This window comes from Nostoc sp. (genome assembly GCF_036917375.1).
Taxonomy (GTDB): domain Bacteria; phylum Cyanobacteriota; class Cyanobacteriia; order Cyanobacteriales; family Nostocaceae; genus Nostoc.
Map to the genome: position 1 here is coordinate 30590 of NZ_JBALDN010000090.1, position 17157 is coordinate 47746.

General features: G+C 40.4%; 19 protein-coding genes and 1 pseudogene. 9 read left to right on the plus strand and 11 right to left on the minus strand.

Annotated features, from left to right (window positions below; genetic code table 11):
- The first annotated feature begins 47 nt into the window (after nt 1-47).
- From V7K45_RS33065 to V7K45_RS33075, 3 genes are read left to right on the plus strand one after another with little or no spacing between them, the layout of a single operon-like run.
- On the plus strand, nt 48-569 hold the full coding sequence (locus V7K45_RS33065; RefSeq protein WP_442942036.1) for a hypothetical protein: 522 nt from the start codon (nt 48-50) through the stop codon (nt 567-569).
- A complete protein-coding gene (locus tag V7K45_RS33070; protein WP_442942037.1) occupies nt 536-2419 on the plus strand; it encodes an NACHT domain-containing protein in 1884 nt (627 codons plus the stop codon). The genes V7K45_RS33065 and V7K45_RS33070 overlap by 34 nt, the downstream gene beginning before the upstream one ends.
- Nucleotides 2420-2442: 23 nt before the next feature.
- On the plus strand, nt 2443-4167 hold the full coding sequence (locus V7K45_RS33075; protein ID WP_442942038.1) for a hypothetical protein: 1725 nt from the start codon (nt 2443-2445) through the stop codon (nt 4165-4167).
- A 36-nt stretch (nt 4168-4203) separates the two neighbouring features.
- Here V7K45_RS33075 and V7K45_RS23095 read toward each other — a convergent pair whose 3' ends face one another.
- Complete coding sequence (locus tag V7K45_RS23095) at nt 4204-4626, minus strand: type II toxin-antitoxin system VapC family toxin (protein WP_335007306.1); 423 nt, start codon at nt 4624-4626, stop codon at nt 4204-4206.
- Nucleotides 4623-4859, minus strand: coding sequence for a type II toxin-antitoxin system Phd/YefM family antitoxin (locus V7K45_RS23100; RefSeq protein WP_335007307.1), 237 nt, complete (start codon nt 4857-4859; stop codon nt 4623-4625). The genes V7K45_RS23095 and V7K45_RS23100 overlap by 4 nt, the downstream gene beginning before the upstream one ends.
- Nucleotides 4860-5109: 250 nt before the next feature.
- On the opposite strand from V7K45_RS23100, the pseudogene V7K45_RS23105 reads away from it, so the two are divergent.
- A pseudogene (locus V7K45_RS23105) lies at nt 5110-5703 on the plus strand (Uma2 family endonuclease).
- Between the two features lie 97 nt (nt 5704-5800).
- Here V7K45_RS23105 and V7K45_RS23110 read toward each other — a convergent pair.
- A complete protein-coding gene (locus tag V7K45_RS23110) occupies nt 5801-6205 on the minus strand; it encodes a Fur family transcriptional regulator (protein ID WP_335007308.1) in 405 nt (134 codons plus the stop codon).
- Nucleotides 6206-6350: 145 nt separating this feature from the next.
- Between V7K45_RS23110 and purS the strand changes: the two genes are divergently transcribed.
- The 4 genes from purS to V7K45_RS23130 all read left to right on the plus strand — a co-directional run bounded on the left by purS (nt 6351) and on the right by V7K45_RS23130 (nt 9203).
- Nucleotides 6351-6629 carry a phosphoribosylformylglycinamidine synthase subunit PurS gene (purS, locus tag V7K45_RS23115; protein ID WP_334699626.1) on the plus strand — a complete coding sequence of 93 codons (279 nt, stop codon included), beginning with the start codon at nt 6351-6353 and terminating at the stop codon, nt 6627-6629.
- Between the two features lie 149 nt (nt 6630-6778).
- Nucleotides 6779-7450 (plus strand): phosphoribosylformylglycinamidine synthase subunit PurQ, encoded by a 672-nt coding sequence (purQ, locus tag V7K45_RS23120; RefSeq protein WP_335007309.1) that lies wholly within the window; start codon nt 6779-6781, stop codon nt 7448-7450.
- A 542-nt stretch (nt 7451-7992) separates the two neighbouring features.
- A complete protein-coding gene (locus V7K45_RS23125; protein WP_335007310.1) occupies nt 7993-8517 on the plus strand; it encodes a DUF937 domain-containing protein in 525 nt (174 codons plus the stop codon).
- 116 nt (nt 8518-8633) lie between these two features.
- Nucleotides 8634-9203: a pyridoxamine 5'-phosphate oxidase family protein gene (locus V7K45_RS23130; protein ID WP_335007311.1), complete on the plus strand. Its 570-nt coding sequence runs from the start codon at nt 8634-8636 to the stop codon at nt 9201-9203.
- A 155-nt stretch (nt 9204-9358) separates the two neighbouring features.
- On the opposite strand, the gene cls is transcribed toward V7K45_RS23130, so the two are convergent.
- The 5 genes from cls to V7K45_RS23155 all read right to left on the minus strand — a co-directional run bounded on the left by cls (nt 9359) and on the right by V7K45_RS23155 (nt 13585).
- Nucleotides 9359-10798 (minus strand): cardiolipin synthase, encoded by a 1440-nt coding sequence (cls, locus tag V7K45_RS23135; protein WP_335007312.1) that lies wholly within the window; start codon nt 10796-10798, stop codon nt 9359-9361.
- Between the two features lies 1 nt (nt 10799).
- A complete protein-coding gene (locus tag V7K45_RS23140; protein WP_335007313.1) occupies nt 10800-11645 on the minus strand; it encodes an endonuclease/exonuclease/phosphatase family protein in 846 nt (281 codons plus the stop codon).
- Nucleotides 11646-12146: 501 nt separating this feature from the next.
- Nucleotides 12147-12650, minus strand: a complete 504-nt coding sequence (locus tag V7K45_RS23145; RefSeq protein WP_335007314.1) for a GNAT family N-acetyltransferase — start codon at nt 12648-12650, stop codon at nt 12147-12149.
- Nucleotides 12640-13296, minus strand: coding sequence for a glutathione S-transferase family protein (locus V7K45_RS23150; RefSeq protein ID WP_335007315.1), 657 nt, complete (start codon nt 13294-13296; stop codon nt 12640-12642). The genes V7K45_RS23145 and V7K45_RS23150 overlap by 11 nt, the downstream gene beginning before the upstream one ends.
- A gap of 4 nt (nt 13297-13300) precedes the next feature.
- Nucleotides 13301-13585, minus strand: coding sequence for a hypothetical protein (locus tag V7K45_RS23155; protein WP_335007316.1), 285 nt, complete (start codon nt 13583-13585; stop codon nt 13301-13303).
- A 176-nt stretch (nt 13586-13761) separates the two neighbouring features.
- On the opposite strand from V7K45_RS23155, the gene V7K45_RS23160 reads away from it, so the two are divergent.
- On the plus strand, nt 13762-14655 hold the full coding sequence (locus V7K45_RS23160; protein ID WP_335007317.1) for a LysR family transcriptional regulator: 894 nt from the start codon (nt 13762-13764) through the stop codon (nt 14653-14655).
- 25 nt (nt 14656-14680) lie between these two features.
- Here V7K45_RS23160 and V7K45_RS23165 read toward each other — a convergent pair whose 3' ends face one another.
- From V7K45_RS23165 to V7K45_RS23175, 3 genes are all read right to left on the minus strand, one after another.
- Complete coding sequence (locus tag V7K45_RS23165) at nt 14681-15322, minus strand: transaldolase family protein (protein WP_322695995.1); 642 nt, start codon at nt 15320-15322, stop codon at nt 14681-14683.
- Between the two features lie 116 nt (nt 15323-15438).
- A complete protein-coding gene (rbsK, locus tag V7K45_RS23170; protein ID WP_335007318.1) occupies nt 15439-16380 on the minus strand; it encodes a ribokinase in 942 nt (313 codons plus the stop codon).
- A 471-nt stretch (nt 16381-16851) separates the two neighbouring features.
- A complete protein-coding gene (locus V7K45_RS23175) occupies nt 16852-17076 on the minus strand; it encodes an antitoxin (protein ID WP_335007319.1) in 225 nt (74 codons plus the stop codon).
- Nucleotides 17077-17157: the final 81 nt, after the last annotated feature.

Genomic DNA, 17157 nt, shown 5'->3' on the forward strand with positions numbered 1-17157 from the left:
CAACTTTCTTCCTTGTCTCTTCATTTTTTTCCAATGACAAATGACTAATGATAATTAACCCAGAACAGGTCATCAACGCTATTATTGCGATCGCAAATCCTTTAATTAAGGAAAAAATTCAGCGCAATGAGACTGTAATTAAATTACTTCAGCAGTTTAACCTCGATCCAGAGCATCCACCAGCAGATTTTAGTGGGGTTTATGCTTATGCTCTGGTAGAATACGGTGTTGGGAAACCCAAGTCTGTTTTAGAACTTTTTCGCCAAGAGGCAATCAAACAGGCTTTCCGCAAAGCATTTGACCATAATAACCCCTCAATTTTACTTTCTGAGGTTGATACTTGGCTTAATGCTTATGCCTTGGGTGATGACATTAGAAGTTTGGGAATTGACATTAGACGGGAAATTGCCGCGTTTTATATTGTTTTTGCCGAAGTTGCTAAACGCACTCGCAACCCAGCAGATACACTAATGAGTCAACAAATTGGCTCTTTGCAAAAAAACGCATTGCAAATATCCAAGAAGTACTTGACAGATTGCCGACGCTGGAAGGTATTCGGACAGAAATAGCACGGTTGGCACAAAATTCCCCCGCACTGCTGGAGGCTGAAACACACACCGAAAATCAATGTCGAGCTATAGCTTTAGCTCAACAAATGCGCGGCTGGTTTGAAACCTTGGGCTACCGCTTTGAAAAGTATGAAGTTTGGGGTGATTCATATTTTGAGTGGATTATCAATGTGCCAACTCGGCGTAACCGATATGACCGCATCCTAATTAGGGGAATTGAAGGCGAAGTTGGACTCAAAGATGTCGCTGTTTTGCGTTCTTCTGTGGAGCAGCAGAGAACTGATGAAGGTTGGTTAGTAACAGCAAGACGGATTGCACGGACGGCGCGAAATGAGGTGGAAAAAGAGGAAAATCGCCACTTAGGTTGTTACACTTTTGACGAACTCATTGACCAAGATGCTGATTTTAGCGATTATCTCGATTGGTTAGAAGCGGAAATTATTCGGCGGCAAATCGATACAAAATACGTTCCTCTAGCTTGCACAAAAGAGGAAATTGACCCCGATACTAAACAGCGTATCGGCATCAGTCACTATAGCGATCGCGATGGTTGGATTGATGGTTATATTGATATGTGGTTGGACGATCCAGCCAAAGAGCATATTTCTATACTAGGAGAATTTGGTACGGGGAAAACTTGGTTTTCCTTCCATTATGCTTGGGTGGCATTACAACGTTATCGAGATGCCCAAAAACGCGGTGTTGAGCGTCCTCGTTTGCCTTTGGTAATTACGCTGCGAGATTTTGCCAAAGCAATAAATGTCGAGAACGTTTTGGCGGGGTTCTTTTTTACACAACATAATATTCGTTTAACTAGCGAAGTATTTGACCAGTTAAATGGTATGGGGAAATTGCTGCTAATTTTCGATGGTTTTGACGAAATGGCAGCAAAAGTTGACCGTCAACAGATGATTAATAACTTTTGGGAACTGGCAAAAGTGGTGGTTCCCGGTGCCAAGGTTGTCTTAACTTGTCGCACTGAACATTTTCCCGACGCGAAGGAAGGACGCGCTTTACTTAATGCCGAGTTGCAAGCTTCTACCAAGCAGTTGACAGGGGAAACACCGCAGTTTGAAGTGCTGGAACTGGAGAAATTTAACGACGAGCAAATTCGGCTGGTGTTGTCGCACCAAACCGAAGCTGCAACGGTTGAACAAGTAATGGGAAATCCGCAATTATTGGATTTAGCCCGTCGTCCGGTGATGACAGAGTTAATTTTAGAAGCTTTGCCAGATATTGAGGCGGGTAAACCTGTAGATATGTCGCGGGTTTACTTGTACGCGGTGCGGCGAAAAATGGAACGGGATATTAAGAGCGATCGCACGTTTACTTCTTTGGCAGAAAAGCTATACTTTTTGTGCGAACTATCTTGGGAAATGCTGTCTACAGACGAAATGAGCCTCAATTATCGGCTTTTCCCTGACAGAATTCGGCGGTTATTTGGTTCAGTGGTACAAGAAGAGAAGGATTTAGACCACTGGCATTACGACATGATGGGGCAGACAATGCTCATCCGCAACGCCGATGGTGATTATACTCCAGCGCATCGATCGCTGTTAGAGTTTTTTGTAGCGTATAAATTTGCAGCAGAACTTGGAGCATTAGCAAGTGATTTTACTGAATTGGCGCGGGTGCGGTTCCAGATAAATCATGATGCTGCACCTGTTGATTATAATTGGTCTGCTTATTTCAGTCGTCAGCTAAATACAGCTGGGGAGATTTTGCCAACTCCAGCATTGAAAGGATTTGTAAGTGAATCGTTGGAGAAGTTAAAGGGGACTTTTGGTCAAGCACCTTTGACAAAAGCAGTGATAGCATCTGGAAAGTTACTACTGGTGAAGAAATTTTAACTTGTAATGGATATACTGGCGCAATACTTTCAGTTGACTTTAGTCACGATAGTAATAAAGTTGCTAGTAGTAGTCACGATGGGACAATCAGGCTATGGGATAGTCGCACTGGTAAATGCTTAACAATTTTACAAGGACACAATAGTTCTGTACATTCAGTTGCCTTCTGTCCTAAAGGTAAGATTCTTGCTAGTGGCAGTTCTGATAATACAGTGAAATTATGGGATATTCAAACTGGTGAATGCTTACAGATTTTACAAGGACATACTAAGGAAATATATTCAATTGCCTTCAGTCCAGATGGGGAGATGTTTGCTAGTAGTGGTTCTGATTGCACGATTAAATTATGGGATATTCAAACTAGCCAATGCTTAAAAACTTTAGAAGGACATAAGAATTCTGTAAAATCAGTTGTTTTTAGTCCAGACGGTACGATGCTTGCAAGTGGTAGTTATGATGAAACTGCAAAATTATGGGACGTGAATACAGGCGAATGTAATTTAACCTTGCAAGGGCATAATCTATCACTGTTAGTAGTTGCTTTTAGCCCTGATAGTAAAATAGTTGCTAGTAGCGGCGACCAAAATATCAGATTTTGGGACGTAAAAACAGGTGAATGTTTAAAAACATTAAAAGGACACTTCAATTCAGTACGTTCAATTGCTTTTAGTCCCGATGGAGATACTCTTGTTAGCGGTAGCTATGACAAGACACTAAGATTTTGGAGTGTTGCTACAGGTGAATGCCAAAAAGTTTTACAGGGACACAGCACTTGGGTAAACTCTGTCGCTTTTAGCTTAAATGGTGAAATGATTATTAGTGCAGATGATGAGACAACAGTCAAATTATGGAATGTTGGCACTGGTAAATCTGTAAAAATTCTACAAGGCCACACCAATTGGGTGCAATCAGTTGCTCTTGATAGAGATGGTGAAATACTTGCTAGCGGTAGTGCTGATACAACAGTCAGATTATGGAATTTCCGCACAGGAAAATGCTTAAACGTTTTGCGGGGACACAGTGATTGGGTACAATCAATCGTTTTCTCCCCAAATGGTCAGATACTTGCAAGTGTTAGTGGTGACGGAAGTGTAAGATTATGGGATGTAAAACAGGGAGAATGCTGGAAAATTTTTGAAGACAATCACGCAATACGCTCAGTTGCATTCAGTCCTAATGCTGAAACATTAGCTATTAGTAATTGTGAGGGAGAAATAAAGCTATGGAATATCGATACCAGCCAATGTCTTAAAACATTAGAAATTGGAAGAGGTTCTTGGACACGCTCAATTGCTTTTAGTTCAGATGGTAAACTTATAGCTAGTGGTACTCTTAATGAAAGCGTTGCATTATGGTGTCTCTTCACAGGTGAATGCTGGAAAACTTTACAAGGTCACACCAAATCAGTATCAGCAGTTGCTTTTAGTCCAGATGGTAAAACTCTAGCAAGTGGCGCAGACGACAAGACTGTAATACTTTGGGATATAAACAGTGGTAAATGTCTGAAAATTTTACAAGGTCATTCTCTTTGGATTCGTTCAGTTGCTTTTAGTCTGGATAATAAAATGCTTGCTAGTTGTAGTTGTGATGGCACAATAATGCTTTGGGAGACTAGCACAGGTAATTGCATAAAAACCCTTAGATCAAAAAGACCTTACGAAGATATGAATATTACAGGCGTTACAGGTTTAACCGAATCTAAAAAAGTAACTCTCAAAGCATTAGGTGCTATGGAAGATGGAGCTTAATAATTTCAACATGAAGACTTGTAAAAGAAAGTTGATTTACCGCAGTAACAAAACCTCAACTCCTAAAATCTCAGCACTTGTTGCTAAAGCTTCATCAGCCGTTACCAATTGGATATTATTTTGAAATGCGATTGTCAAATGTAGAGCATCAAGTGTACGCAATGATGTATCAAATCGACTAATCCACTCACGCGCCAAATTATAATGAACTATTTCTACCGCAATTTGAGTATAAAATCCACTATCCAAATCTGCTTGGAACCTTTCTACAACAGCTATTGCATCCTGCTGAGATATTTCTCGCATTCTGACTCGACGCGATAACGCAGAAACGAGTTCAACCTCAACCAACTGACTCAAACCTACTTCAGTTTCATTGAGTAATAATTGTTCAACTGCATCGCTCAAAGCTTCTCTCCAATACAAAGGAGCGATAACGCTTGTATCTAAATAAATCAACGACGTTCCTCTGTACGCGCATTGATGACAGTTGCGCTCAAGGACTCACCCTTAATCGCAAGAGAATCACGAAATTGTTTCATACTTGCTAATCGTTCTTCCTTTTGTAGTGGAGGAACTAAACGAGCTACAGCTTTATCTTGCTCTAGCAAAATTACTTCTTCTCCCTTAGCTACTCGTTTTAAGAGGGATTTTAAATCTATAGCTGCTTCTTCAACGCTAATTCTCAACACTCCATTACTCCTGTAGTTAGATTTGAAGATAAAATAAAATTTCCTGTTTAAATTATTGTAATTGAATTGAGTAGTTTTTTATCTTCTTCTGTGATATCTAAAAAATAGGTACAGTAGAAGGAAGATGGGAATCAATTTTAGGCGATACCTGCGGTAAGTTCGCGCGATATCTTACGACGGGCTATGCCTATGCACTACTTGTCTAATTATTTTCGCGATCAAATAATCAAGTTTTGAGAAGTTGTAAATTATGACATTATCTATTGAGCCAACTACAGCATTAAGTGTAGAAGAGTTCTTAAAACTACCAGAGACAAAACCCGCAAGCGAGTATTTGAACGGGCAAATCTACCAAAAGCCTATGCCGCAAGGAGAACACAGTACTTTACAAAGCAGTTTAGCCACAGCTATTAATGAGATTGCTAAACCGCAAAAAATTGCTTATGCCTTTCCTGAATTACGCTGTACATTTCAAGGTCGTTCAATAGTACCGGATATTGCAGTTTTTGAATGACAAAGAATTCCATTGCTTCCTAATGGAAGAATTACAAATAAATTTGAAATTCCCCCAGACTGGATAATCGAAATTCTCTCACCAGTTCGCGCTTCGCGTTCCCGAAGGGTACAATCACCCAACCGAGTTATCAGCAAAATTACATTTTCTATTCAAAATGTAGCAAAGCTAGGTTGGTTGCTCGATTCAGCTGATGATTCCATCATGATTTTTGAACCCAATAAATTACCAGAGTTAAAAGAACAACAAGATATCTTACCCGTTTTGAGTGTTTTGGAAAATTGGCAATTAACAGTTACAGATGTATTTAGTTGGTTGAGTTTTATTTGAATAAAGCAGCTTTTGTCCAATACCAAGAAGCAATAACGCTTGTATCTAAATAAATCAACGACGTTCCTGTGTACGTGCATTTATGACATTGGTTTGATTATTGACTAATCTCAGTACCTTGATTTACTTGGCATTGACTGCACAATCCAAAAAACTCTAGGGTGTGGTAAAAAACTTTAAACTTATGGCTTGATTCTAGCTGGTTTTCTAAGTCATGAACTGGGCATTGATTAATCGGAATTGAGACACCACATTGCAAGCAAGTAAGGTGGTGTTTATCTTGCTGCGCTAGGCTATAGAGGGCTTCACCGTTAGCCAAATTCCGCACTTGTACCATACCTTCTAGTTTTAAAGCTTCTAGAGAACGGTAAACTGTTGCTAAACCCATGCTCTGATTTGTATTACGTAGTTCTACGTAAATATCTTGGGCGGAAATGGCTTTTTTGATTGTTTTCAGCAGGTTGAAAATACGCTCTTGACTGCGGGTGCGTATGGCTCTCATAGATAATTATTTAAGTATGCCACTGTAGTTTGAAGCTGTTAGATAAGCTAATCAATCGATTAACTTTAACCACTTCGTAATCTTATTTTCACTCAGTTGGAACAGAAAGTTATAGTATAGCGATCGCAGCATTCAGAAAAAGCCCGTGCAAACCAAGTATCTAGCCAAAATTTTCGTGACCCTTCGTCCTTCAGTTTTAGACCCCGCTGGTGTGGCTGTACAATCCGGTCTTAAGCAACTGGGATACGAGAACGTTGACCAGGTGCGGATTGGCAAATACATTGAACTCACCATCACCTCAACTGATGAGAAGAAAGCGCGTAAAGACCTTGATACCATTTGTGACCAAATGCTATCAAATCCCGTAATTGAAAATTACCGCTTTGAATTAATTGAGGTCGAAACTCAAACTGGGGTATTTTAGGGATTGGGCATGGGGAAGAGGTAGAGGGGCAAGGGGCAAGGGGCAAAAGGGAGATAAACAATTACCCCATTCCTCCTTCCCCATTTCCCATTCCCCATTCCCCCTTCCCCATTCCCCCTTCCCCATTCCCCATTCCCCATTCCCCAATCATGAAATTCGGTGTTGTTGTTTTTCCCGGTTCTAATTGCGATCGCGATGTTGCTTATGTAACCAGAGATTTACTGGGGCAACCAACGCGCATGGTTTGGCATCAAGAAACAGATATTGCTGATTTGGATGTCGTGATTATTCCTGGTGGCTTTAGTTACGGGGATTATTTGCGCTGTGGTGCGATCGCGCGTTTTTCACCCGTGATGCAGCAGGTTGTGGAACACGCCCAAAAGGGTAAGTTTGTCCTCGGTATTTGCAACGGTTTTCAGGTATTAACTGAAGCTGGACTTTTGCCAGGGGTGTTAACCAGAAATCGGGATTTGCATTTTATTTGCGATCGCGTCCCCTTGAAAGTTGAACGTACTAATCTATGGACGCAAGCTTATACAAGTGGTGAAGTTATCACTTTGCCCATTGCCCACGGAGAGGGGCGATTCTACGCTGACGCAGCCACTCTCGCAAAAATTGAAGATAACGGACAAGTCATATTTCGCTATGAAGGGGAGAATCCCAACGGTTCACTCAACAACATTGCCGGGATTTGCGATCGCCGGGGCAATGTGTTGGGAATGATGCCGCACCCAGAAAGGGCATCAGACCCAATGTTAGGGGGTAGTGATGGCTTGAGGCTGTTTCAAGGCTTACTAGAGAAAGTAGGGGCATTAGCGTAGAGCAAATATCGGTCAAATAAGTTGAGCGTTTTGCGATCGCTGTCTGCAAGATAGATAAACATTTTTCTACAGACAGCGATTTATTTTTTTAGTGGGAACATTGAAGCATTTTTGACAACCAAACCACAACGCATTAGTACAATACGGTTCAGTTAGCACCAAAAATATTAACCTGTGTAGGTTGGGTTGAGGAACGAAACCCAACATTTCCTGGGCTTTGTTGAGTTACGCTTTGCTTAACTTGTATTGCGCATTAGCAGGGATTTGGGGCTAGCAATGCCTGCGGCGGGCTACGCCTACCATCTCAAATTATGGTAGAAAAACATTAGGTAAAATTACTTGCTAATCTGAGTTAACTCAAACAACAGGATTTGTAATCCTCAATCGATTTCTCATCCTTGAGCTAGTAGCTGTTAAAATTTTATTCGTTAACTATAAGCTCACGTGTTCTAATCTTTTAGTAGACTTACAAAAGTCCGCGTACACAAAAAACTTCCAGCCAGTTTTGGCAAGTTTTTGAGAACAAAGAGAGAAACAAACTTATGGGACTTTTCGATCAAATTCTTGGTGCTGTCGCTAATCCCAATCAACAGGGCAGCTTAGGTCAAATAGGAAGCATTGTTAATACTGTACAGCAGTTGAGCAGTAGCACAGGCGCAGATCCTTCTACCATCCAATCAGTTTTGTCAATTGTGGGTGGTCAAGTGCGTTCTGCTTTACAAGACAAACAAGCCACAGATGGTAATGAAGCCACACAAAATTTAGTCAATCAATATGCTGGGACTTCTGCCAACCCCCAAGCCGTCAATTCGTTGTTTTCTCCCCAGATACAACAGCAAGTAGCTGAAGTTGCTGCCCAGCGCACTGGGTTGGATGCTGGTATCGTTCAACAATTGCTGCCTTTGGCAGTACCTTTGGTGCTAAAGTTTTTGCAATCAGGGGCCAATGCTCAAAATCCCCAAGCTGGCGGAAATCCTGTCCTAAATTCCTTCTTGGATGCTGATGGTGATGGTGATGTCGATATCGCTGATGCCATTCAAATGGCTAGTCGGTATATGAGACAGTAACAGTTTTCCCCACTTCTTTGGGATAAACCAGACATCGGTAATTATACCTTGCTAGATTTTTAGCTAAGACATAGGCTGAAAACACGATCAATTTGTAAATATAAATCAGACAGTCTATGTCTAAATTGTTTGACTGTATTACTGAAGAACTGCAAGACTTTATTGCTGCCCAACACCTTTTCTTTGTTGGCTCTGCACCTTTGAGTCCCACGGGTCATGTTAACCTGTCTCCTAAAGGTCAAGACTGCTTTCGTATTTTGTCTCCCAAGCGAGTAGGTTATGTAGACCTTACAGGTAGTGGTAACGAAACATCAGCCCATTTGCAAGAAAATGGGCGGATAACCTTCATGTTTTGTGCCTTTCAAGAACCCGCGTGTATCTTGCGTCTTTACGGTCAAGGAACCACGATTTTACCAAGTTCTCCAGAGTGGGACTCATTGTATTCTCTATTTTTGCCGATACCTGGAACTCGTCAAATTATCGTCGCTGACATTGAAAAAATCCAGACTTCCTGTGGTTTTGGCGTACCACTCTATGAATATCAAGGGCAGCGCCAGACTTTAGTAAACTGGGCTAGTAAAAAAGGCGAAGAAGGAGTTCGAGAATATCAACAGAAGAAAAATCTCGTCAGCATTGACGGTTTAGCGACCCCACTAAGTAAATTACCCATAACTTTGCCTGATTGATTATTCTATTAATCCATATAAGTATCTAGGCATAAATAAATTTATTGTTTGTAGTAAGGACTTTAGTCCTGAGAATCCTGGCTCTGAGCGATAAATCGCTCACTACAAACTATGAGTTTTTTTATATTTAATTATGTCTACCTACTTATTAACAATTAAAGTAAAGGAGTCAGCAATCGAGAGACTCTCACAGCTAGCTTGAACCAAAAAGGTTTTTTATCGTACTCATTAAGATCGACAGCAACACAAACAGCTAAATCATCCTCTAACATCTTTTTCACACTTTGGACAAACCCAGACTCGGTAACAAAACCCATAACTTCAAAATTTAGCGAAAAAGAGCGATTATCTAAGTTAACAGTTCCTACGCCTGCTAAATTCTCATCAACAACTATAATTTTCTGATGCATAAACCCATTTTTGTAACGATACAACTTGATACCGATTTTTTCCATTTCGGTGTAGTAAGAGAAGGAACATAAATAAACGAATAAATGATCGGGTCGATTTGGTAAAAGAATTCGCACATCGACACCTCGCATTGCTGCTAGTTTTAAAGCTGACAATGTTGCCTCATCCGGCACAAAGTATGGACTAGCAATCCAGAGGTGAGTTTGAGCTTGATTAATTAATTCGACGAAAAAAAGCTTACAAGCTGGCAGATGATCTGCGGGGCCTGTAGGAAGTATGAATACAGTTTGATTATCCCGATTAGTTTTTACCTGCCAGTTAACTTCGATAAGTTTTCGAGTTGCCCAATACCAATCTCGCACAAACGAGTTTTGTAGGCTTTGTACACTTGGCCCTTCAAGCATGATATGAGTATCACGCCAAGGACTTAAGCGAGCATTTTTTCCTAAATATTCATCACCAATATTTAGTCCACCTACAAATGCAATTTCTCCATCCACCACCAAAATTTTTCGATGATTGCGAAAATTATATTGGAGCCGATTACCCTGACCTTGGGTGGTGTTAAATGCACTTACTGTAATTCCATGCTCTTGTAAAGATTGGATATAAGGGCGAGATAGTTTCTTGGAACCAATTTCATCGTAGAGAAAGTAGATGTTTATTCCTTGCTTGGCTTTAGCAATTAACGCTTCTTTAAACTCATTACCTGATTGGTCATCGTTAACAGTATAGAATTGAAACAAAATATAATTCTTCGCCGATGCAATCTTTTTCAGCATCGCTTCATAGGTTTGCTGACCATTAATCAGTAATTCGGCAGCATTCCCTGATGTAAAAGAAATGTCTGTAAAAGCCTCCGCTAATGGTTGCAACTGGGCTAGATTATCTGGTGGCGCAACCTGAAATTTAATCAGTTCGCTATAAGTCGAATGAAAAAGCTTATAGTGTTCTGCATAGACTGAGCGCAGCGTTTCAGCATATCCATGAAATTTAGTTCTTCCTAAAATCCAATACAATGGAATCGCTAGCCAGGGAAAGGTAATGAGAGAAATGCTCCAGGCAATTGCCCCTTGAGAAGAACGCACATTCATCACTGCATGGGCTGCATGTATAACTCCCACGAAATGAACAACAACTGTAGCTGTGCTAAAAATAGCTAGAACACCAGCATCTACAACCATCTTAATTTTTTTGAGTATTGGTATAAGTAAATTCTGCCAGCAATGGCTTATGATCGGATGAACAAATTTGGTCTAGCACCTTAGCACTGGCTTTTTTCACACTGATATCTCGATAAAAGATATGATCTAAAGGGGGTGACAACAGGAAGCGTTTAATTTTCTCCTTCTCATCTGGTGCGAAAATTACAGGTGTTAATCCCAATTGAGTTGTTACTTGATTGAGAATAACTGCTCTTTTGCGACTCCAAGTATTGAAATCTCCTGAAAATATTAGTGGACCCCGATGTATAGATAAGGCTCGCTCTAATTCATTTAGTTGAATTTTAAATTTATTTATATCTACAAAATTTATCAGATGAGTATTGATTGTCAGTAGAGTTATGCTTTGCTCAGATAGTACATACTCAGTGATTAAAGAAATTTTAGGAGTTTTAACAATCGGCTCATGATGTTTAGTGGTTATAACTTTTTTGGTAATCGGGCTGATTGTCGAGGCTGTAAAGATTCCTGAATAAGTTTGATGATGAATATCTACAAAATTAGGAGCAAAACTCCAATTCATTTTCAACCATTTTGCCCATTCTTCTGCCTCTAACTTTAAAGAAAACTCTTGTAGAAATATCAGGTTTGGTTGATAAGCTGCAATAATTTTGGAAAAATCTTCTAACCAAACGTTATTATAGTTTTGTTTAGCAATATTCCAACTGAGAACTTTAATTGATTGACTATTAATTTCTGTTTGAATTGAATGATTTTTATCAATTGTGAGTTCTTGTAAACGAAAAAATCTATAACCCGGAACAAATTTCGTAACTAGAGTGTTTACGTGTTCTTGAATATTAGGCATTACTAATATTAAAATGGATTTATTCTAGCTTAACGCTATTAAACAGTCGTTAGAAAATAATAGCACGTTTGTAAAGCTACAATCTATGCTCCATAAACACTAGAGCTTGAACAGTGTCAGGATGGATCGGGCGATTTTCCTTGATAGAACTTACAGTTTAGCAGGGTGGCTTAAGAGAGCGATCGCAATCCTAAATGATTTGCAAGAAAATTCACGCCCTAGCTAACGTCATCTCCCCAAAGCATTGAGGGAACTACAGAGGGTCAAACTATCTCAAATTCTCATGAATGATTTAGGATTGCTATAGTAGACATCTCTAAAAAAGAAAGTTTGTCGTTTGTAGGCTTGAGTATTGTAATACCCACCCCACTCAATACTTTTCGGTTAAGGGGGAAAGGGGAAAGGGAAAAGGTTTGAATTTACCTTTACCCGTTACCCTTTAACCTTTCCCCCAGACCAAAAAAGAGATTGTTGGGTTTATCTGAAAAGTATTGCTACCCACTATAATATCCGGCCATCTAAGCGACATACTTTTACTTTATTCATAATCTTTGCACCTATTCTTTCATAAAAATTGATTCCACGCTCGTTAGACACAGCTACAGTCCAATCGATTCTGCCACAACCTTTTTCTTTGGCAATCTGGCGCAAACGTAGCATGAATGCCTGACCAACTCCGTGGCTTCGATATTCAGCTTTGACATATAAATCATCAAGCCAAATTCCAGGTTTTGCTAAAAAAGTTGAATAGATAAAGTGATAAGTTGCCAACCCAATAGTATCGCCATCAACCTCAGCCAGAAGAACAAAAGCAAGAGGCATTTCTCCAAATAAATCAATTTCTAACTTTTGAGGAGTTGCCTCTACAGATTCAGGACAACCATCAAATTCAGCTTTCAAATAAATCAATTCCATAATGGCAGGAATATCGCTTTGGTTTGCATCTCTAATTAGAATATTTCTGCCCTTTATGTTCTCCCTATTTGCTATTTTACTAAAACTCATATTGGGGAATAACTTCTGTCTCATTCTTTGCTGCATTTATCCACTCTTGCATTGCTGGAAGTTCTAAAACTGACTCCACATAATTTCTAGAAATAGCATCTAACTGCACATCATAAGCGATAAACCGCAGGACAACTGGAGCAAAAAATGTGTCGGCAATTGTGAAATTGCCAAACAAAAAATTGCCACCAGCCCCAAACTTTTGACGGGATTCTTGCCAAATACTAGTAATGCGGTCAATGTCTTGTTGTACGCCGGGTTCTAAACCTTTACCAGGATATTTAGTACGGCAGTTCATTGGCATATTCTGACGCAAGTTTTGAAATCCTGAGTGCATTTCTGCACTGATAGAACGAGCTAATGCTCTTGCAGCCTTATCTTCTGGCCACCATTGCAGGGTTGGAAAAGTTTCAGCTAGATATTCACAAATAGCGAGAGAATCCCACACCGTTTGCGTATCGTGCAATAACACAGGTACTTTTCCTGATGACGAGTATTGCCGAATTTTCGATGAATAATCTGGGTCGTTATAGAGAGGAATCCGAATCTCATTGAATTCCAAACCGAATTGCTTCATCGCTAACCAAGGACGAAGTGACCAAGACGAATAATTTTTGTTGCCGATTACCAAAGTAAGTTGTGTCATGTTTTTAATACCGATAAAGTTGTTCAATCCACATAGACACATCAGTTTCAGAACCCGAAGAAAAAGATTTTCCGGTTGCCGGGTCGTAAGCTTGCCAATAGATATTACCGTGACGGTCAACCTTTTGCCAAACTTGTAATTCATTCGGATCTGCTAGGAGTTTTTTAACAAAATTTTCCCAAATCAGATGCAGAGATTTCCAGAAGTTTGAGTGGCTTTTTTTCTGGAATGACGGACTACAATTTATTTCTATATCTTCTTTTGATAGACACCTAATGTTATTGTTCATAAAATTATTCCTGAAAGTTGCTCAGTAAATAAAACAGTAACAACATCTCAGTTAAGAATCAAATCATGGCTTGCATAGGTTCTATAAATAGGATTTATAGATATTAAAAATCACTAATACAACCTTTTTGCCACAATAAAGTCAGGATGTGTATACCTTGTTCTCATCAATTGCCTATGAAACTCTCCCAACTCCGAGCCATAGTTGCAGTCGCAGATCGTGGTAACTTTAGTGAAGCAGCCTTAGAATTGCAACTTTCCCAGCCTGCAATTAGTCATGCGATCGCCACCCTAGAAGAAGAATTAGGTGTGCCCTTATTTGCGAGAGGTCGTCACGGTGCTGTGCTGACACCTGCTGGAGAGCGCATTTTGTATCATGCGCGTCAAGCAATGCAGCATCTAGAGATGATGCAACACGAAGCAAACCTGCATAAAGGTTTACACGGTGGTCATGTGCGAATTGCGGCTTTTCGGAGCGTCGCTACTCATCTATTACCAAAAGCGATCGCCCAATTTCATAATCAATTCCCAGAGATTGCTGTCACAATCATAGAGTGTGGTGCTTTCACGGATGTCGAGCAGTGTTTGCATGATGGACGTGCTGATATTGGTATTACCTGTCTGCCAACTGGTGAAGAATTTGAAACTTGGGAAATTTTTCGGGATGAGTATATAGCTTTACTACCACCAGATAGCAAAATTAGCAGTCCGAAAATTACTTGGGAAGACATAGCAGCCTATCCGCCGGTTTTGCTTCCTTGTACACCTTGTGGACGCATTCTTCACAACCACCTGAAGACTTTCGCAATTCCAATCAATACTGCTACCGACATTCAAGAAGATTCCACAGTCGTTAGCATGGTGAATCAAGGACTGAGAGCAGCTATTATGCCTCGTTTAGCAGCTGTACCCATTCCCCCAAAGGTGCAGGTATACAGTTTACCTGCACCGCTTGAAAGAGTCATTGCAACTGCAACTTTATCTAATACCCTGCAAGTACCTGCGGTATTCACATTTTTGGAGATGTTGAGTAAATTTGATTTTTATAGTTTAGCTAAATTCACTTATTGAATACATCGGAATTACGAATTACGAATTACGAATTACTTAAACCGATGCCTCCTTTAGCGAATTCTTCAACAGTTTTTTGTGAGAATTCATGAGTTGCGATCGCCTGCAACATTGCCAGTGGTAAAGTTAAATGATCCGCCCCAGCTTGCAACGATGCGGCTGCTTCTTCAGGAGATTTGATACTAGCTGCCAAGATTTCCGTATCACTACCTTTGAGTACGCTAGCCATATCCCGCACTAGGGCAATACCATCACCTAACAATCGAGTAGCTCGATTTACATAAGCTATGGCAATTTTAGCTCCTGCTTCTCGTGCTACTGCTGCCTGTGCTGCACTATAAATCGCTGTCACTGAACAGGTAATTTCTGGCGATAGACTCGCCACCACCTCAAACCCTAACGGGGTTGCGGGAATCTTCAAAATTGTTTGTGAACCAATAATCTCGAAAGCTTTTCTACCTTCAGCTAGCATCCCAGCTTTATCGGATGCCATAAGTTGATAGTATAAGGGGCCATTTGTCAAGGCAACCAATTTTTTGAGCGTGGTTTCTGGTGGAGTATCGCTTTGAGATAACAGCGTGGGATTAGTTGTAATACCTTTTACCCATCCCCAAAGCTTAACAACTTCAGCTTCCGATGCGATCGCTGAGTCTAGATATAATGCCATACTTAATTCCTCACTTTTCCTATCTGCATTTCTCCTGCTACACACCCTACATCGTTCAGAAGTTCTGCCCCTATCAGATAAGTATTTTACTTGTTTATCTATGCTTTTTTAAATACCTACCCTTGCAAGCCACTATTCATTCCCCTTTCCTGAAGAAATGCATCAAATGTAAACCTATCCGGTAGCGAAGTTTGTGCGCCTGGTTTTGTCGCTGTCAAAGCACCCGCTGCTGCACCCCAAACAACTGCTTGATGTAAGGAAAGTCCTTGAAAAAGTGCCGCCGCTAAACCACCATTGAAAGCATCGCCTGCGGCTACTGTGTCAACTGCATGAACTGAAAACGCGGGTACAAAAAACTTTTCTTCAGCAGTAGCACAAAAAACACCCTTAGCACCCAGTTTGACGATCGCACATTTCACACCCCGTTGCAATAAAACCGCAGCTGCTTTGGCGGCTTGTTCCTCTCCATTCACAGGAAAACCAACCAACTGCGCTGCTTCAACTTCATTCGGTGTAATAATGTCCACCAATGGATACAATTCTTCTGGTAAATTAGATTGTGCGGGTGCGGGGTCGAAAATTACTTTTATATTTGCACCTTTTGCGGCTTTAGCAGCAGCAACCACGGCAGTAATAGGAATTTCTAGCTGTAAAAGTAGTGCTGTCGCTTCTGGTAAAAAGTGGGATAATCGCTCTACATCTTCTTGATTGACGCGCCCATTTGCACCAGGAATGACGACGATTTGATTTTCACCAGTCTGACTCACGGTGATAATAGCGACTCCAGAACTAACAGTTTTATCCACAAAAATATTATCAGTCTGCACGCCAGATGTTTGCAAATTGTTAACAAGTTCCTTACCAAAATCGTCTGCACCTACACGCCCCACTATCTGGGTAGGAATGCCCAATTTTGCTAATGCTACGGCTTGATTGGCTCCTTTCCCTCCCGAAACTTTAAAAAAATCTTCTCCTAGCAACGTTTCTCCTGCAACTGGCAACCGGGGTGTTGTTGCTACCAAATCTATATTTATGCTGCCGAAGACGATAATACTCATGATGCTGATTTTTATTGAAATATATTATAGGATGCGATCGCAAACTGCATAAATATCGCACTTATCCAGAAACTTGCACAAAAACTGCGATCGTATAGAAGACACACTCAAAATTTTACCTGTTGGTAAAAGACTCGTTTAAGGCTTTCAGCGACAGTAATATAGAGCGCCGATCAGATAAAACCTAGATATTTTGATACGCGATACCCAAGCCAAATTCCTACAAGGCCACCAATGACGCTGAACAGGATCGAGGTGAACGATAGCAAACTTCCACCCCACAAAACAGGAATGTAGCTACCAATCGTAGAGCCAACAAACATCCCAATGCCAATGATGAATTTATTCATTCAAAAAAAGCCTCAAAAGTAATTAAAATAAGTCATGCTTAAGCTCCTTTATGACTCAAAATATTAACTTTTGGGAAAAGATTTATTTAACCATTTCGGCAGCCGTGCCTAACTACTGAAGCTAGGAGAATCTAGTGTCAATAACTGGCTGATCTCTGGTAGTCATGAAGTCATCAGAAAAATTGTCTAGACTATCAATCAGGGATTCCCAAGGATTGTCTTTGGCAATCAGGACAATGGCTTTACCAATTTTTTTGATATAAACTTCAGTACCAGTAAGTTGAAAATCTTCGGGTAAAATAACAATTTGGTGAGTGCCATCAGTGGTGAGTTTAGCAGTGTTCATGGTGTTATTGTCCTGAAATTAGCTAATATTTCTGGTCTGGTTAGCACGAAATTTGATAAATGCAATTCTGAAACTTGCTTG

Excerpts from the sequence above, each read along its gene's own strand:
- V7K45_RS33065 (WP_442942036.1), top strand. The coding sequence starts at position 48 with ATGATAATTAACCCAGAACAGGTCATCAACGCTATTATTGCGATCGCA.
- V7K45_RS23110 (WP_335007308.1), bottom strand. The coding sequence starts at position 6,205 with ATGAGAGCCATACGCACCCGCAGTCAAGAGCGTATTTTCAACCTGCTG.
- purQ (WP_335007309.1), top strand. The coding sequence starts at position 6,779 with ATGAAATTCGGTGTTGTTGTTTTTCCCGGTTCTAATTGCGATCGCGAT.
- V7K45_RS23125 (WP_335007310.1), top strand. The coding sequence starts at position 7,993 with ATGGGACTTTTCGATCAAATTCTTGGTGCTGTCGCTAATCCCAATCAA.
- V7K45_RS23130 (WP_335007311.1), top strand. The coding sequence starts at position 8,634 with ATGTCTAAATTGTTTGACTGTATTACTGAAGAACTGCAAGACTTTATT.
- cls (WP_335007312.1), bottom strand. The coding sequence starts at position 10,798 with ATGGTTGTAGATGCTGGTGTTCTAGCTATTTTTAGCACAGCTACAGTT.
- V7K45_RS23140 (WP_335007313.1), bottom strand. The coding sequence starts at position 11,645 with ATGCCTAATATTCAAGAACACGTAAACACTCTAGTTACGAAATTTGTT.
- V7K45_RS23145 (WP_335007314.1), bottom strand. The coding sequence starts at position 12,650 with ATGAGTTTTAGTAAAATAGCAAATAGGGAGAACATAAAGGGCAGAAAT.
- V7K45_RS23150 (WP_335007315.1), bottom strand. The coding sequence starts at position 13,296 with ATGACACAACTTACTTTGGTAATCGGCAACAAAAATTATTCGTCTTGG.
- V7K45_RS23155 (WP_335007316.1), bottom strand. The coding sequence starts at position 13,585 with ATGAACAATAACATTAGGTGTCTATCAAAAGAAGATATAGAAATAAAT.
- V7K45_RS23160 (WP_335007317.1), top strand. The coding sequence starts at position 13,762 with ATGAAACTCTCCCAACTCCGAGCCATAGTTGCAGTCGCAGATCGTGGT.
- V7K45_RS23165 (WP_322695995.1), bottom strand. The coding sequence starts at position 15,322 with ATGGCATTATATCTAGACTCAGCGATCGCATCGGAAGCTGAAGTTGTT.
- rbsK (WP_335007318.1), bottom strand. The coding sequence starts at position 16,380 with ATGAGTATTATCGTCTTCGGCAGCATAAATATAGATTTGGTAGCAACA.
- V7K45_RS23175 (WP_335007319.1), bottom strand. The coding sequence starts at position 17,076 with ATGAACACTGCTAAACTCACCACTGATGGCACTCACCAAATTGTTATT.